The 15,840-nt window shown below is 59.8% G+C and carries 17 protein-coding genes and 1 pseudogene; 3 read left to right on the top strand and 15 right to left on the bottom strand.

Going from position 1 to position 15,840, the window contains the following annotated elements:
• Window positions 1–7 precede the first annotated feature (7 nt).
• From VEIS_RS22545 to VEIS_RS22525, 5 genes are all read right to left on the bottom strand, one after another.
• Complete coding sequence (locus VEIS_RS22545; protein ID WP_011812335.1) at window positions 8–928, bottom strand: ketopantoate reductase family protein; 921 nt, start codon at window positions 926–928, stop codon at window positions 8–10.
• Between the two features lie 13 nt (window positions 929–941).
• Window positions 942–2,111 (bottom strand): mandelate racemase/muconate lactonizing enzyme family protein, encoded by a 1,170-nt coding sequence (locus VEIS_RS22540; RefSeq protein ID WP_011812334.1) that lies wholly within the window; start codon window positions 2,109–2,111, stop codon window positions 942–944.
• A gap of 116 nt (window positions 2,112–2,227) precedes the next feature.
• Window positions 2,228–3,634 (bottom strand): 3-isopropylmalate dehydratase large subunit, encoded by a 1,407-nt coding sequence (leuC, locus tag VEIS_RS22535; RefSeq protein ID WP_011812333.1) that lies wholly within the window; start codon window positions 3,632–3,634, stop codon window positions 2,228–2,230.
• Between the two features lie 61 nt (window positions 3,635–3,695).
• On the bottom strand, window positions 3,696–4,877 hold the full coding sequence (locus tag VEIS_RS22530) for an alpha/beta hydrolase family protein (RefSeq protein ID WP_011812332.1): 1,182 nt from the start codon (window positions 4,875–4,877) through the stop codon (window positions 3,696–3,698).
• A gap of 13 nt (window positions 4,878–4,890) precedes the next feature.
• Window positions 4,891–5,433 (bottom strand): VOC family protein, encoded by a 543-nt coding sequence (locus VEIS_RS22525; protein WP_041950287.1) that lies wholly within the window; start codon window positions 5,431–5,433, stop codon window positions 4,891–4,893.
• 53 nt (window positions 5,434–5,486) lie between these two features.
• Here VEIS_RS22525 and VEIS_RS29315 point away from each other — a divergent pair, with 53 nt between their 5' ends.
• Window positions 5,487–5,639 (top strand): hypothetical protein, encoded by a 153-nt coding sequence (locus VEIS_RS29315; RefSeq protein WP_157048355.1) that lies wholly within the window; start codon window positions 5,487–5,489, stop codon window positions 5,637–5,639.
• A gap of 7 nt (window positions 5,640–5,646) precedes the next feature.
• On the opposite strand, the gene VEIS_RS22520 is transcribed toward VEIS_RS29315, so the two are convergent.
• From VEIS_RS22520 to VEIS_RS22490, 7 genes are read right to left on the bottom strand one after another with little or no spacing between them, the layout of a single operon-like run.
• Complete coding sequence (locus VEIS_RS22520; protein WP_011812330.1) at window positions 5,647–6,360, bottom strand: ABC transporter ATP-binding protein; 714 nt, start codon at window positions 6,358–6,360, stop codon at window positions 5,647–5,649.
• Window positions 6,360–7,142 carry an ABC transporter ATP-binding protein gene (locus VEIS_RS22515; protein WP_011812329.1) on the bottom strand — a complete coding sequence of 261 codons (783 nt, stop codon included), beginning with the start codon at window positions 7,140–7,142 and terminating at the stop codon, window positions 6,360–6,362. The genes VEIS_RS22520 and VEIS_RS22515 overlap by 1 nt, the downstream gene beginning before the upstream one ends.
• On the bottom strand, window positions 7,139–8,071 hold the full coding sequence (locus tag VEIS_RS22510; protein ID WP_011812328.1) for a branched-chain amino acid ABC transporter permease: 933 nt from the start codon (window positions 8,069–8,071) through the stop codon (window positions 7,139–7,141). Before VEIS_RS22510 ends, VEIS_RS22515 begins: the two co-directional genes overlap by 4 nt.
• Window positions 8,068–8,952: a branched-chain amino acid ABC transporter permease gene (locus tag VEIS_RS22505; protein WP_011812327.1), complete on the bottom strand. Its 885-nt coding sequence runs from the start codon at window positions 8,950–8,952 to the stop codon at window positions 8,068–8,070. The genes VEIS_RS22510 and VEIS_RS22505 overlap by 4 nt, the downstream gene beginning before the upstream one ends.
• An 18-nt stretch (window positions 8,953–8,970) precedes the next feature.
• Window positions 8,971–10,125: an ABC transporter substrate-binding protein gene (locus VEIS_RS22500; RefSeq protein ID WP_011812326.1), complete on the bottom strand. Its 1,155-nt coding sequence runs from the start codon at window positions 10,123–10,125 to the stop codon at window positions 8,971–8,973.
• A gap of 34 nt (window positions 10,126–10,159) precedes the next feature.
• Complete coding sequence (locus tag VEIS_RS22495) at window positions 10,160–10,798, bottom strand: NADPH-dependent FMN reductase (protein WP_198137920.1); 639 nt, start codon at window positions 10,796–10,798, stop codon at window positions 10,160–10,162.
• Window positions 10,799–10,821: 23 nt separating this feature from the next.
• Window positions 10,822–11,985 carry a porin gene (locus tag VEIS_RS22490; protein WP_011812324.1) on the bottom strand — a complete coding sequence of 388 codons (1,164 nt, stop codon included), beginning with the start codon at window positions 11,983–11,985 and terminating at the stop codon, window positions 10,822–10,824.
• Between the two features lie 553 nt (window positions 11,986–12,538).
• Here VEIS_RS22490 and VEIS_RS22485 point away from each other — a divergent pair.
• Window positions 12,539–13,486 carry a LysR family transcriptional regulator gene (locus tag VEIS_RS22485; RefSeq protein ID WP_011812323.1) on the top strand — a complete coding sequence of 316 codons (948 nt, stop codon included), beginning with the start codon at window positions 12,539–12,541 and terminating at the stop codon, window positions 13,484–13,486.
• Here VEIS_RS22485 and VEIS_RS22480 read toward each other — a convergent pair.
• The 3 genes and pseudogenes from VEIS_RS22480 to VEIS_RS22470 all read right to left on the bottom strand — a co-directional run bounded on the left by VEIS_RS22480 (window position 13,473) and on the right by VEIS_RS22470 (window position 15,518).
• The gene (locus tag VEIS_RS22480; RefSeq protein ID WP_011812322.1) at window positions 13,473–13,721 is read right to left on the bottom strand and encodes a cupin domain-containing protein; all 249 of its coding nucleotides are present in this window, start codon (window positions 13,719–13,721) and stop codon (window positions 13,473–13,475) included. The two genes, VEIS_RS22485 and VEIS_RS22480, sit on opposite strands and share 14 nt — an antisense overlap.
• A gap of 23 nt (window positions 13,722–13,744) precedes the next feature.
• Window positions 13,745–14,386: pseudogene (locus VEIS_RS22475) on the bottom strand (IS5 family transposase); the annotation flags it as partial.
• Window positions 14,387–14,561: 175 nt separating this feature from the next.
• Complete coding sequence (locus VEIS_RS22470; protein ID WP_011812320.1) at window positions 14,562–15,518, bottom strand: Bug family tripartite tricarboxylate transporter substrate binding protein; 957 nt, start codon at window positions 15,516–15,518, stop codon at window positions 14,562–14,564.
• 46 nt (window positions 15,519–15,564) lie between these two features.
• Here VEIS_RS22470 and VEIS_RS27200 point away from each other — a divergent pair, with 46 nt between their 5' ends.
• Window positions 15,565–15,765 carry a hypothetical protein gene (locus VEIS_RS27200; protein WP_157048636.1) on the top strand — a complete coding sequence of 67 codons (201 nt, stop codon included), beginning with the start codon at window positions 15,565–15,567 and terminating at the stop codon, window positions 15,763–15,765.
• Window positions 15,766–15,840 lie beyond the last annotated feature (75 nt).

Here is a 15,840-nt window from a genome sequence, read left to right as displayed (position 1 = left end):
AGGTGCGCTACTTTCGAAACTGACGTTCCTTGACCCTCACCAACTGCGTCAATGTGCTGTTGACAGGCGTCGCAATGCCCAGCTTGTTGCCCTGCGTCGGCACGGCTCCATTGATGACGTCGATTTCACTGATGCGCCCCGCCTCGTGATCCAGCAATGCCGAGGGCTTCGCGGCCGGCATCCGTGCCCCGAACGCCCTGACATGCGCCACGGGGTCGTCCACATCGATCTGAATTCCCAGCGCCCTGGCGACGCTCCACGCCTCAGTCGCCGCGGCCTGACTCACCGGCCCCATGCACGGGTCATTCATGACCTCCCCGACCGTCATGCCCGTCAACGCACAGGGCGCGCTGTATGCGACGTTGCAGATGAGCTTCTCCCACTGCATCACAGCGATATCACGGATTGCTTTCGCATCGAATCCCGCACTTTCCCATACGCGGGCCACGGCAACGACCCGCTCATACGGAAGACTTGAGTAGGCACCGAAGCGCAGCGCCTGCATCGCGTTGTGGTGAGCGTGCCCCGGCCCTTTCAGGGATGCCCCAAATCCGCTGGCGATGCCGACAGCAAGCCGGTCAACACCCACCACTTGCGCCACAGCATCAGCGCTGCCAAGGCCGTTCTGGATCGTCAAGACAATGGTTTCGGGGCCGATCATTGACAGCGTTTGCTGAGCGCCAGTTTCCACGTCGGAGGCCTTGACTGCGATGATGACCAAGTCCATCGGCTCGTCAGGCGCTGTCGTCGACGCGTGTGCGAAGGCCGTGAGATCACGCTGCGGTCCTTCCAGTCGCAACCCCCGACTGTTGATCGCCTCCACGTGTGCCTTCCAGCGATCCACGATCCATAACGAGTTCCCTGCGGACGCCAGCAATCCCGCATAGACGGAACCCATCGCCCCGCAGCCCACAATTGCGATTTTCATAACGACTTGCCCCTCACCTCTTGATCAGTTCAGCGATGGCCTCGCTCAACCCGGGCTTCTCCTCCAGGCCGAAGCCTGGTGCCTGAGTCGGCATGGCATAGCCTTCCGACACCATGCAGGCCGCCGAGTAACCGCCGAACGGCTGGAACACACCCGGATAGACCTCGCACCCGCCCAATCCCAGTCCGGTTGCGATGTGGAGGTTGATCAGATGCCCCCCATGCGGCTGAACCTGCTCACGAGAAAAGCCATGGGCTTCGAGTTCCTTCAGCGTTGCCATGTACTCCGTGAGACCGTAGCTCAGGCCTGCCTCCATCTGGAACACGTCGAGTCCTGGACGCATGCCGCCGAAGCGCATCAGATTGACGGTGTCGATCGTCGAGAACAAATTTTCCCCGGTAGCGATAGCGCCTCGATAACGGCTGGCGATTTCCGCGTTGAGTCGGAAATCCAGCGGGTCACCCACTTCCTCGTACCACCGCAGCGCCAGCGGCGCGATAGCATCGGCATAGGCGAGTGCAGTTTGCAGATCGAAACGGCCATTGGCATCGACGGCGAGGTGCTCTCCTCCCTCACTGATTTCGAGGGCCATGTGGATGCGTTTGAGATCCTCCTCGAGCGAGGCGCCACCGATCTTGATCTTGAAGTCGACAAAACCAAGGTCGCGGTACGCCTGAAGCTCACTGCGCAAGCGATTCGAGGAATCTTCCGGGTAGTAATACCCACCAGCCGCATAGACAGGCTTTGCCCTTGTTTGTGCAGGCCGCCCAGCTGCGCGTGCAATCGTCACATACGCGGGTTCATCGGCGAGCTTTGCATTGAGGTCCCAGATGGCGAGTTCGAGCGCCGCGACCGCGGTGGCGCGATCTCCATGTCCGCCCGGTTTCTCGTTCGTCATGGCGGCTCGGAAAATCGCCTTTGCAGAGAACGTTCTCCCGTCGCTCTCGAGCAGCGATTCGGGCGTGCACTTCAAAATGCGCGGGATGAACCGCTCATGAAGTAATCCATGTTGCGCAAAGCGGCCGATCGAGTTGAAGGCCACGCCAACCACCGGTTTTCCGTTGCGAACTACATCGCTGAAAACAGCAACCAGAGAAACAGTGTGCTCTGAAAAATTGACGAGCGCGTTGGATACGTTCCCTTTGAGAGGAACGGAGATTTCACGAATGTCTACGATACGCATAGAAGTTTGAGTGTGTGAAGGAATCGAATAAAAACGTCAGCGATGTCGCCAGGCGAACCACTTCGCAAACGACAGAAGGACCACTGACATGGCTTCGGAATTCGCGGGAGCAGGACTCATGACGATCGCCGGATGTCGACGAAGTGGCCCGCAATCGCTGCCGCGGCTGCCATCGCCGGACTAACCAGGTGAGTCCGACCTCCGACACCCTGCCGATCCTCAAAATTTCGGTTGGAGGTCGATGCGCAGCGCTCTCCGGACAGCAGGTGATCTGCATTCATGCCCACGCACATCGAGCATCCGGCATCGCGCCATTCAAAGCCTGCATCGATGAAGAGCTGGTGCAGGCCCTCGTTCTCGGCTTGTTGCTTCACGAGCCCCGACCCTGGGACCACCAGCGCCTGGCGGATCGAGGCCGCAACGTGCTTTCCCCGGATAACCTCGGCAGCGGCCCGCAAGTCTTCCAGGCGGGAGTTCGTGCACGAGCCGATGAATATTCTGTCCAGGCGAACATCGGTGATCGGCGTGCCTGGGGCAAGGTCCATGTAGCGCAATGCCCGCTCCATCCCCGCCCGTCGTGTACCGTCCTTCTCCGCCGCGGGGTCAGGGATTTTTTCGTCGACGGAGATCACCATGTCCGGCGATGTCCCCCAGGTCACGAGAGGGCCAAGCATGCCCACGTCGATCTCGATCTCGACATCGAACTGCGCGTCATGGTCCGAGACCAAGGCACGCCAGGTGCGCACGGCCAGATCCCAGCTTTCGCCACGAGGCGCCATCGGACGCCCTCGCAGATACTCGATTGTCTTGTCGTCGACAGCGACCATGCCACACCGGGCACCAGCCTCGATTGACATGTTGCACAGTGTCATTCGGGCTTCTACAGACAAGCAGCGAACGGCTTCTCCGGCGTACTCGATGGCGTAGCCTTGCGCGCCAGCGGCGCCGACCTTCGCGATCATGGCCAGCGCCATGTCCTTGGCGCTGACACCCGCTCCCGCAACACCGTGGAAGTTGACCCGCATGCGGGCTGGCTTGCGTGCCAGCAGGGTCTGCGTCGCCAGCACATGCTCCACTTCGGAGGTTCCGATGCCGTGGGCGATGGTGGCCAGCGCGCCATGCGTGCTGGTATGGCTGTCGCCGCAAACGATCACGCTCCCCGGCAATGACGCGCCTTGTTCGGGTCCGGACACGTGCACGATGCCCTGCCTGGGATCGGACAACCGGAACAACGGCACTGCGAATTCGGCGCAGTTCCGATCCAGTGCTTCGATCTGCGCACGCGCAAGGGCATCGTCGAGATGCGCAGCGCGATCCTTCGTGGGAACGTTGTGGTCCGGCATGGCAAGGTTGGCATCGCTGCGCCATGGCCTGCGGCCCGCTAGCTGCAGGCCGCGGAACGCCTGCGGACTCGTCACTTCGTGCAGAAAATGACGATCCACGTAGAGCAAGGTTGTTCCGTCCGCCCCCACATCCACCACGTGCTCGTCCCAGATCTTGTCGAACAAGGTGCGCTGGTTCATCTTGAATCTGCTCTTTGTAGAACGGTGGCGGCCCTCGACCGTTCGAGGGCCGGTTCACGCATCAATCGTGCAGTCCTCGCTCTGCGAGCCAGTCGAGGCAGATCGTTGCCGCTTGCTGCAACATCTCCGGCTGTCCGAGGAAGTAGTGCGTCGCCCCCTGAAGCACCGTCATGGACTTGTCGGTCGCGCTCGCAGCCTCGAATACCTGGCGCACATGGGACTGTGGCACGGCGTCATCGGCACTGTGCTCGATGGCCAGGAACGGAACAGTGAGAGACTTCGCACAGGTTACGCCATCTGCGTTGCTGTCATCCGGCGACCATTGGGACAACCAGGCGCGCAGCGTGGAAAAGCGCGCAATGCCCACGGGGCCGTTGTTCACCGTTTCGGGAATACCCATGAAGCACCGCCCGATCGGACGATCATTGGGCTCGATGGTCGGGTCGAGAAAGCGTGGATCCGCCATGGTTCGATGGGTAACAAACCCGCGCTCTACCTCCTGGCCACCTTTGCGACGGAGTGTTTCCAGGGTTTCCTTGACCCACGCGGTGCGTCGGCGCAGCCGTGCTCGCTGGCCCGCACGGAACGCGGCGAGGAAGTCGGCGCTGTATGGCGGACGGCATGTCGTCGCATACAAGTTCAGCCCAGGGTCAATGCGATCCGGATCGTTCTCATCCAACACCGAAGGGTCGATCCATTCCGAGAGCATCCGGGCCCTTCCCGTATGTGCTGCCTGGAAAATGAAGGCATCGGCGGGCATCAGGCCGGCTTGCTTGATACTGCAGGGGTCTCCAGCGGGCGTGGTGGATATTGTTGGATTTTCAGCTTGCGACTGGTACAGCAATGACAGCGATCCTCCACCGGACCAGCCAACAAGCACCACCTTCTCGTACTTCCAGACTTCCTTTGCATGGCGTATGTACGCGCCAAGGTCGACTACGACGTTTTCCATGATCAGCGCGCTGTCATTGCGTTGATATCGGCTGCCAGCGCACAGCACATGCGCCCCATGGCGAGCAAGTTCGCGGGGCATGGGCAGCAATTGCAAGGTCGACGCGGGATGCATGAACACAAGCAATGTCTTCGATGGGCGACCCACCGGGGTGTAACGAACCCCCTCCAGGTTCACCGTACCCTGTGTCCCTACAAAGCCGTAAACCTCCTTGAAGATGCTGGACTCAGCGTAGTGCAGGTGAACCCATTCAGTCTGGACCTCGTGGACCGGTGTGATTGTGCGCTTCATGGTGATATCTCCTTCAGCGCAAGACCGAGCCTTGGCCCGTCGCCCGCCGCAGCGACTTCTCCAATGTCCACGCGTCACATCCCGGGCGGGCCTCGCGGCGGTAACGCGCCATCTCGGTCGAGTCAGCGGTGTCGGTGGTCAGCTCCAGGCGAACACCGTTAGGGTCGAAGAAGTAGATTGAGCATACGAACCCATCGTGATCCACAGGCCCCAGTACCTTGACTCCAGCTTGCTCCAACTTGCGTTTGGCCTCTTCAACGGCAGCGACCGAGTCCACTCGCAGTGCCAGATGCTGTGCCCAGACCGGCGTGTTCGAGGAGGGCAACGGAACGGTGTCGTCGTCCAGATCGAAGAACGCGACGCAACTGCCATCCTTCATTTCAAAGAAGAGGTGCATATAGGGGCAGTATTCCCCCGTGCTCGGAACCTCTTCCGCGCGAACGACGTGAACCAGAGGCAGCCCCAGAATTCCTTCATAGAACTGCCGCGTCTCCTCCGCGTCACGGCAGCGATAAGCGAAATGGTGAAGACCTCGAACGGGAACGAATCCTGGCATGGTGAACTCTTGCAGTTGGTTTGAAAGTGAATGCGAAATCCGCCGGTGAACTAGTGTCGCGTCACCGATCATCTGTCGGTCTGCGCTGGCCATCGAAGCGCATCGCGGCGTTGCATCGCTTGCCAATACAGCTCGGTATGGGCCGCGCGATGCGCCTTGCGCTGCGCTCCGATGGCTGCGCGCAGCCTACGACATCTGATCGGTGACACGACACTAGCCCGACCCCAGATAAAGCTGAGAAAGATCGGTGCGCGCAGCGAGCTGGATCGATCGATCCGTGCAGACGATGCGTCCTTTGACAAGCACATAGGCGCGATCGCTGTGCTTCAGGGCAATGTCAAGTTTTTGCTCGACAAGCAACATCGTCATACCCGTCGAACGCAAGACTTGCAGCGCCTGGAGAATCTGCTGCACGACCATGGGCGCAAGGCCCATGAACGGCTCGTCCAACAGCAGCAGACGCGGCGCTGACATCAAAGCCCGCCCGATGGCCACCATCTGCTGTTCGCCGCCAGACAAAGTGCCGGTTCGTTGCAGACGCCGTTCCGCCAGTCGAGGAAATAGGTCGTACACATACTCGAAGCGGCTGCGGACCGCAGCGGCACTGCGCCCTTGTAGTCTGATGCTGCCAAGCAGCAGGTTGTCTTCCACGGTCATGGGTGCGAACACATGCCGGCCCTCGGGGATGAGCGCGAGTCCCTCGGCCACGATGCGATGACTCGGCATTCCGATCAGATCATGGCCGCTCATCTCTGCGCGTCCTGATCGAACAGGCAGGGTGGCGGTCAGAGCCGCCAACAGGGTCGACTTTCCAGCGCCGTTCGGCCCGAGCAGCGCCACGGTCTCCCCACGGCCCAGTCGCATCTTCACGTTGTGCAAGACCGGAGCCTGCCCGTAGCCCCCGCACAGATCATGAACATCAAGCATCAAGCGCTCCCTTCGGCGTTGTCGCCAAGATATGCGGCGGCTACGCCTGCATCGACGCGTATCTCGGCCGGTGTCCCATCGGCAATCTTTCGACCGAAGTTCAAGACGACGATGCGTTCCGTCAGCCCCATCACCAAGCGCATGTCGTGCTCGATCAGGAGTACTGCGACGCCCTGCTTCGCCACGCTGCGAATAATCTCGCAGAGGCGATCGCATTCGTCATGCGTCAGGCCTGCAGCCGGCTCGTCGAGCAGAAGCAATTTCGGCTTCGCCGCCATGCAGCGTGCGACTTCAAGCAGCCGACCCTGACCGAACGACAGTGTGCTCACGTCCGCCTTCTTGAAATCCCCCAGCCCGACAAATTCAAGGAGTCCATCGGCCCGGACCGCGGCCTCTCTCTCGGCGCATGCCGCCTGGTGCGAGAAGACAATCTCACGCCAAAGCGGCTTGTGCAGATGCAGATGCATGCCCGCCATGACGTTCTCGGTCAGCGACATGCCGGCAAATGGCCGGTTGTGCTGGAAGGTGCGGGCAATACCAAGCGCAGCCACTCGATGTGAAGGCAGACCATCCATGCGCCGGCCCTCGAAATGAATCGCTCCCGCCGAAGGTGGCAAGGCGCCGGCGAGCATATTGAAAGTGGTCGACTTGCCGGCCCCGTTGGGCCCGATCACACCAACGATCTCACCGACGTGAACCTTGAGATCGAGATCGCTCACGGCATGCAGCCCACCGAAGCGCCGCGACATGCCGAAAGTTTCCAGAAGAATTGAAGCGGTCAAGAGGAACTCCTGGCCGAGCGAGCACGCAGCCAAACGCCGACCAAACCACGCGGCTCCAGCAACATGATCAAGACCACGACGATGCCAAAGATCAGGGCGTGGTAATGCCCGATAAGAGGTGCAAGGAAAAGGGGCAGAACGAACACCAGAACCCCTCCGAAGATGGCGCCCCATTGGGAACCGACGCCGCCCACGATGACCGCAAAAAGCAGCAGGAATCCATACTCGATGCCAAACGCAGCGGGGTTCACGTTTCGATCAACGAAGGCGTAGCACATGCCTGCTGCGGCAGCCAGGCAACTGGCCAGCATGTATGCGGCGATCTTGGTCCGTGACACGTCGATGCCCATGGCCGAAGCCACGGCGGGATCGTCGCGCACGGCGCGGCACGCCCTGCCAAACTGCGAACGGTCGAGCCGACGCAGAAGCCCAAAGGTAAGCACCAGCAGCAAGATCACCGCGGCTGTGAGATTCATTCCTTCGAGGCGAAATCCCAAGACGCTCGGGACGCCGTAGTTGGCCAACCCGTTCGAACCGCCAGTCAGGGCCCCGCCTTCATTCAGCAACACGGTCACCAATTGCGCCAGTGCCAGTGTGGCCAGCGCCAGGTAGAAACCCTCCAGGCGCGTCGCGGGAATGGCCACTGCGGCTGAAACCACGATACACAACGCCAATGCCCCCATCGCAGCCAGCGGCAAAGGCAACCCCACCTGATGCGACAAGATAACGATTGCGTAGGCTCCTAACCCATAGAAGGTGAAATGAGACAACGCCAATTGCCCTGAAATTCCGAACAGGAAGTTGAAGCTCAATGCCAACGCACTCCACAGCAACAGCTTGCGGTAAACGTCTGTGTGGTACGCCCCCATCGGGATGGCGATAGCCAGCAACACCAGAACGACCAACAGATACTTCAGCGACGTTTTCACGCGCGCTCCTTTCTCAAGCCCAGCAATCCTTCAGGCTTGACCAGCAAAAATACAATCAGCACGATCAGCGGAACGCCCATGCTCAAACCTGCAGCGATCGGCAGATAGCGAATCGTGAGTTGTTCTACCAATGCCAGGAGCAGTCCGCCGAACAGTGCGCCGGCAACGCGATTCGCACCGCCAATCACCAAGGCGGTGAAGCCCTGGATGGCCAGCGGCAAGCCCATCATGTAGTGCACAGAGGTGGTCGGCGCCGACAGCAAACCTGCCATTCCCGCGACCACGGCACCACCGGCGAATGACATCGAGGTCACCCGGCCGAGGTTAATGCCCATCAATGCTGCAACGCGCCGGTCGATGGCAACAGCCGCGAAGCTCTTTCCAGTGAGGCTGCGCTCAAAAAATAGCCATGCCGCAGCGAAGATCGTCAAAGCCGTCGCGATGATGAAGAGGCTTTGGTAGGCTCCCGCGAACAGTCCAAATTCAAACCGGCCGAAGCCCAACCCAGCCGGGACGCTGTACGGGTCCGGACCAAATCCCAACGACAAGGATTCGCGAAAAACGACGAGCATGCCGAGCAGCACAAGCACTGGCGCCAGCGGTGGCGCGTGGCGTTCAATCAAGGGCCTCACCACTGTCCTTTCGGTGGCCCATCCTGCGAAGAACATGAATATGACGACTGCTGCCATCCCCACGGCATAGGGAAGTTCAAATTTCGACAGGGCCAGATAGCCAGCAAAACCACCCAAGGCTGCCCATTCGCCTACCGCGAAATTGATAATCCCTGTGGGACGAGCGATGAGCAGATAGGCCAAGGCAACAAGCCCGTAGATGCAACCGGTCGATACGGCGCTGACCAGAAGTTCGAAGAAGTCTTGCATAGCGAGAGCTGCGCTTGTTCAACGGGTTCCGGTGAATTGCACTTTGCCCTGGCGATCACCTTCGTAGATGCGCACCACCAAGCCATCACCATCGAAACCCGTGCGCTTTCCGTTGGCGAAGCCATAGCTTGCTCCCTGCGCTCCCAGCACGCCTACGAACCCCTTGGTTGCTTGCATCGCATCGCGGACCTTGAGCTTGTCCGTTCCGCCCGCACGGCGAATCGCGTCGGCCACAAGCATCACCCCGTCGTAACCGTAAGCATTGATGTTGTCGGGCGCAGTTCCGGCGGCCTTGGTATAGGTCGCGATGAACCGCTGCACTTGCGGCTTGGTGGGATCGAACGCATCGATGAAGACCAACCCGTCCAACAACCCCTTTGCGACCGATGCGTACTGAATGTTCGAGAAACTAAAGTTCCCGAGCAGTGGCGCCTTGAGGCCCAGCAGTCGATAGGCGCGCAGAATCAGTGTGTTCTCTGGAGCGAGGATTCCGGTGAGAAAGATCGCGTCCGGATTCGACGCCCGAACTCTCTGAATCTGGGCATCAGCGCTATTGGCGCCACGTGGAACCACTTCCTCACTGACAACTTGGATCTTTGCAGCTTCGATACCAGCCTTGAAAGATTGCGTCATCAGCTGGCCCAGCCCCGTGTTGTCACCAATGATCGCGACGCGTTTGAAGGACTTGCTTCGTGCATACGCGAGCAACGTCGAAACTTGCGAGGACGCAAGCGGTCCGGTCTGCCAAAAGTTGGGGTTGGCGATCTGCGTGGTCAGCGTATCGCCGCTGTTGCTGGGCGCGAGGTGCGGTGTACCTGTTTCAACGGTCACCGACTGCGCCTGCTGAGTGGCCGAGGTCCAGGAAATCGACAGGATGAAAGCCACACCAGAATCGACGAGCTTGCGTGCCGCTGTTGCCGAGAGATCCGGGCGGCCCTGATCATCTTCCACCAGGAGCTCGATCGGGCGTCCCAACACGCCACCGCTGGCATTGAGCTCCTTGGCGGCCACTTGCGCGCCCTGCAAAACAGGTTCCGCGTACGGCTTGGCGGCACCCACCCGGTCGGTAATGATGCCCAGCTTGATAGGTTGGGACGCTGCAGGCATCGCAGCGACGGAAATCAGCCCCGCCATCAGCAAGGAGGCGAGACGGGAAGTAGAAGAAAGGTGCATGGTGATGTCTCCGTTGTATTGATGTTCTTCAGGTTCAGACCGCAAGTGCGATGTGCGTTGCCGCGTCCGTCGTCACGGCCGAGCTGCCTGACTCCAGCAGTGAAATCCACGCGGCAAAGGCCTGCATCGCGGAGGCGATTGCTTGCTGCGTGGCGGCGTCGGTGAGGTTTCCGTTTTCATCGAACTTCGCCCGGCAATTGCCAATGAGAACTTCAGGGCGCTGCAGCACCAGCGCATCGAGCCCGAGCAGAACTTTGCGAAGCTCGTATTGATGCCTGGCGCCGCCGAAGGCGCCTGCGGTCGCCGAGAGAATCGCGACGGGCTTGCCCTTCAGCGGTCTTGACGGAAGTCGCGACAGCCAGTCGATGGTGTTCTTTAGCACGCCGCTGATTGAGAAGTTGTATTCGGGACTGGCGATCACAAGGCCGTTCGCGCTGCGAATTCGATCTCCCAGAAGCTCGACAACAGGCGGAATTCCCAGCCTTTCCTCATCTTCATTGAAGAGCGGAATGCCGGTACAGCAGGAAAATTCCATTGACATGCCGTGGGGAGCAAGAATTTCCGCTGCAGCGAGCGCGTGGCCATTGAACGAACCCGCCCTCAAACTGCCGTTGAGGGCGAGCACGGTCATCGGCGTTTGGAGTGATTGCCTCTGGAGATCGGTCATGGTCATGAACGGAAGAGGTGATTTGCCCATCAGAACGCGTGACGGATGCCGAAGTCATAGCCTGTCGACGTCTTCGGCAGGGCCTCCTGCCCTTGCGCGAACGCAGGGCCGGCCACCGACAACGCCGCACCGTGCTTGTTGCTCAAGCGGGCCACCGCTGCGTACAGCGCCGTGCGCTTCGACAGGTTGTGTACATAGCCGAGTGCGAACTTGCCGGCCTGCGGATTCTTGGCCGCATTCGACCCGGATGGCTGATTCTGGTCGTACTTGACTTGTGAGTACGACGCACGGATCAGCCCAGGTCCAATCGGAACAGTGACGCCCATGAGATAGCCTTTGAGCCCATTGTCTGGCGCCGAAACCCACGGGCGTGCCGAATCAACGGATTTCTTGGCACTCGAGTACTCTCCCATCAGCTTCGCAACACCGAAGTCGTACGACGCGCCGAGATTCCAGGTCTTCACTGCGGTAGTGGTTCCTGCGTAGAAATCATCCCCGATGATGGCGCTGCTGTAGGAGGCGGCGACATCCAGCGGTCCATTGGCATAGCCCGCACGGCCGCCGAGGTAGCGACCGGTGCGCTGCGTGTGCAATGTGGCCGGCGTCGCCGTACCCGGATCGAACTTTTCGCGCTCGTTGAAGGAGTACATCACCTGGCCATAGAAGCCGCCGAGGTTCGGAGGCAAGAAATAGCCAACGCTGTTGCCCGATCGAACATAGGTGCTGCCGGTTGCGGGTGTGCCTGCGAGCCATTTGCCAAAGCCGTGATTCGCCAAATAGAGCATGTTGGCGCCCACGCCGGCCGTGAAGAACGGATCGAACACAACGTCGTTTCGGAACGTCGGCGTGTAGTCGCGGCCTGCTCGGATTTCACCAAAGCCGCCCGATATGCTCACCGTCGATCGACGGGAAAACATCAAGATGCCCTGACCGTCATCGTTGGTGATCGGCGCTTCGAGCCAGAAACTGGCGGCCAGACCACCGCCAAGGTCCTCAGTCCCACGAAAGCCGAAGCGGCTGGCGTTGTACCCTGAGTTGGAGACAGCTTTCTGACTGGCCGTGACACCTGCGGTGTTCTCGTTTGCGTAGTAGCTGATACCTGCATCCACCACACCGAACATCGTGATGGAAGACTGAGCCGATGCGGAACCGGTGATGGCCAAGGCAGCCAGGGCGACGAGGGATCTTTTCACTGCGAGTCTTTCTGAGGGGGAAAAGCCAAAATGCGCGCTTTGCAATTCAGGCCATGCTGATATGTACGTCCGAAGAAGAGGACTGGAGGCGGCAGATGGGGAAAGGACTCTCGCGGACCCGAAGCGTCCCGCACCAAGTCCGCCTCGCGGCGTGATCTCTCTGCGTGGCGGCGGCAGGAGCGTCGACGACCTCGTTCAGGAGTGCCCTACGTTTCATCGCCAACGCATTCCGGCCATGCGCTGGCAGCTCACATGCACTCTGCGTGTGCTGTTGCCAAGAGTCTGCGCTCTGGGCTGAGTGCTTCTGCCATAGGAAGGCAGACCCGCTTGCACTGAAACTGCTCTCGATCTCATTTTTTGTCTCCATGGCTTTGCGACGATTTCGACTGAAGGAACGCCGTCGGCGCTCTTCCATCGGAAGTGGCACAGAGGGCCTTCAAGGCACCTTCTGGGAAAAAGTGTAAGAACCAGATCTCTTTTTTTATATCAACTGGATTGATACAATCAATCATCAGAATTTATATATCCCCACCTCATTCCGAGGAGACCAGTCATGGACCTGAGTGAATTCAATCTCAACTTGTTGACTTTTTTCGACGCTATCTACAGACATAGAAGCGTCTCGGCCGCAGCGCAAGAGCTTGATCTGACGCAGCCCGCTGTCACCGCGGCGCTCAACAAGCTCAGGGTGCATTTCGACAATCCGCTCTTCGTACGGACCTCCAACGGCATGCATCCCACACCATGGGCAGATGCGCTTGCTCCGAAGATTGCCCATGTGCTTGATTCAGTCCGAAGGCTGGACGAGCCGACACCGTTTCAACCGCAGTCGGCGAAGAATCAGTTCAAGATTTATGTGAACGACATCGGCATGATGTTGGCGCTCCCGAAGATCGTGCAGCTGTTGAACCAGGATGCACCGCATACTCAGCTGACCGTTATCGACCTTCGTCAAGACGAAGTCGTGAACGCGCTCGACGTTGGAGAAATTGATCTTGCGATCGGCTACTTTGTCGGTGTCCCAAACTGGGCGAGACAACAGCATCTGCGCGACACATCCTATGTCTGCGCAATGCGCAAAGATCATCCAAGCATCGGTGACACGATGACATTGACGCAGTACCTCAATGCGCGTCATGCGATGTACTGGACGCACGGCTCCACTTACGGCCGCCTGGACGAGGCACTAGCCAAACGTGGATTCTCCCGCGACATCGCCGTCCGAATTCCTCGTTTAGGAGCTATTCCTTTTTTGGCGGCTTTCTCCGACTTCGTCGTCACTATTCCGGAAGATCTGGGCCTTCTTTTCCGCGACCTCATCCCGATCAAGCTGGTTCCAGTGCCGATATCTCTGCCGAGCTTTCAGGTCAAACAGTACTGGCATGAGCGGCTCCACGCAGACTCCGCGCACAAGTGGCTACGGACACTCATATTGCAGATCATGAAGCAGCTGGATCTCGGGTGCGGATTTCAGCGATCCCGGACAGTCATTTCAGGCTGATCGCGGACAGCGTTTCAGCGTGATGGCGGACGGGCGCAACGAGCGCGAGTGCCAGGTGCAGCTCGTATTCCTCGTGGCAATGCCAGCGCGCCAGCGGCGTGGGAAAGCCGTGTTCCAGGCAGCGCACCAGTCCCACCTCGGTCGCGGGTTCGTAGTTGAGTTCGGGCGAGCGAGTGCATTCGACCTCGATCTCAGTCGGCCATTGAGATGAAGAGCGGTTGCAGGAACTCGTCATGGATTTTTCGTTGAGCAGTTGGGGAGCGTGTGCCCCATGTAGCGCAGCTCGCTGGCCGTCTTGCCCTTGCGGTACAGCTTTGAATCGGGGTCCGTCTTTGACTTGTGTGTTTCGTTGCTGCGTCGCTGCCCCTTGAAGTCCCCGCCGCTGCCGCCATCGTCGTCCCCGTCCTTGCGAACGAAGCTCTTGTGTCCGGCCCAGGCCTGAATCAACGTGCCGTCGACACTGAAGTGCTCGCCCGACAACCAATCCTTGTTCTCAGCCGTCTCCAGCACTTCGTTGAAGAAGGCGACCACCGCGTCGTGCTCGATCAGGCGCTGGCGGTTTTTGCTGAACACCGTCGGCACCCACACCGCGTCATCCATTGCCAGGCCGATGAACCAGCGAAACAACATGTTGTATTGGGTCTGCTCCATGAGCTGGCGCTCAGAGCGCACGCTGAACAGGATCTGCAGCAGCATCGCGCGCAGCAGCTTCTCCGGCGCAATGCTCGGGCGTCCGCCCTTGATGTCGGCCTCGTACATCCGAGAGAACAACCCGTCCATCTTGGCCAGTACTTCGTTGACCATCACTCGGATGCGGCGCAGCGGGTGATCGGCGGGAACGAAGTCGTCCAGCCGTCTCATGGTGAACAAACCTTCGGTGAATGTGTCGGGGCCGCGCATCAGAGGGTTTCGTGAGTCTGCAAAAACAACGCCTCAGGCCCACCTACGAGGGGTCCTTCGAGTGAGGTATTTCAGCAGCCTGCTAGTCCGCGAGAATCTGAGTGCACACTGACCCCATGATGACGGAAGTGAGGTCCAGCACGGATGCCGGCGAGCGCCTTTGTCGAGTGCGCGTTCATTCCGCCTGAATTCCCGCCTTGGCCGCGCGCGTCACCCATATGTCGCGCTGAGCCAATGCGAATTCTGCCTGCTGCTGCTGCGTATTTGGGCTGGCAACCATACCCAGGCGGGCGAGCTTGGCTACTACCTCCGGTTTGGACAGGGCCGAGGCGACCTCCTTGTTCCACAGCACCACGATCGGCTCGGGTGTACCGGCCGGGGCGGCCAGTCCCACCCAGACCACCAAGTCGAAACTGGGATAGCCGGCTTGTGTCATCGTAGGTACCTCAGGTAGGTCTTTCGCACGCTGCAGGCCCGTTATCGCTAGACCTCGGAGACGTCCAGCACGTAAAAAGCTAGTCACCACCGAGGCATCAGCCAACACGTAGTCGACCTGACCGCCCAGCAAATCCGTGATCGCCGGCGGCTGACTCTTATAGGGAATCGCGTCAGAAGGCGCATTGGCGACGATGCTGAAGGTTGCACCTGCGATCTGAGCCGAACCGCTGCCATAGGCGTAGCGCAGCGGGGTTTTGCGGGCCTGGGTCGCGAGTTCCTGCGCCGAATTGAAGGGTGCATCTGGCCGCACCACCAGGATCATCGGGATGGTGGCAATGCGCCCAATATGCACGAAGTCCTTGAGAGGATCGTAGCCAGGTTGCTTGAAGAGCGCACCAATACCCGAATGGGTGGAACTGCTAGTCAGCAGCAGCGTATAGCCATCTGGCACGGCCTTGGCGACGCTGCCCGCACCGATGATTCCGTTGGCACCCTGCTTGTTGTCCACGATGACAACGCCCATCCTGCTCCGCACCTCCTCCGCCACGATGCGTGCGACCGTGTCGGACGCGCTACCCGCGCCGAAAGGCACGACGAGTCGAACGTGTTTGTTGGGGTAATCGCCTGTGCTCTGCGCTAAAGCTGCTTGCCCAACGAGGGTAGCCGCTAGCAGCAGTCCTTTGACCAACTTCATGTACTTGTCTCCAGAATCGAAATGCGATGCTAGATACGACAGGCTAGTGTCGCGTCACCGATCAGATGTCGTAGGCTGCGCGCAGCCATCGGAGCGTAGCGCGCAGCTAATACCGAGCGTATTGGCAAGCGATGCAACGCCGCGATGCGCTTCGATGGCCAGCGCAGACCGACAGATGATCGGTGACGCGACACTAGGCTGGCGAATGAATAATTCGCATGACTCAATTGCTTTCTGGAATCAGTGACGATGCTCTGGAGCCATTGCGGACTGCCTCGGCAGTCTGCTCGCCTGAGGGAATGAGCCAGCGCAGCACAGGCTC

It is taken from the genome of Verminephrobacter eiseniae EF01-2 (genome assembly GCF_000015565.1).
Lineage (GTDB): Bacteria > Pseudomonadota > Gammaproteobacteria > Burkholderiales > Burkholderiaceae_C > Acidovorax > Acidovorax eiseniae.
The sequence above is the reverse complement of the archived record's forward strand: the minus strand, read 5'-3'. Positions and strand labels throughout refer to the sequence as shown.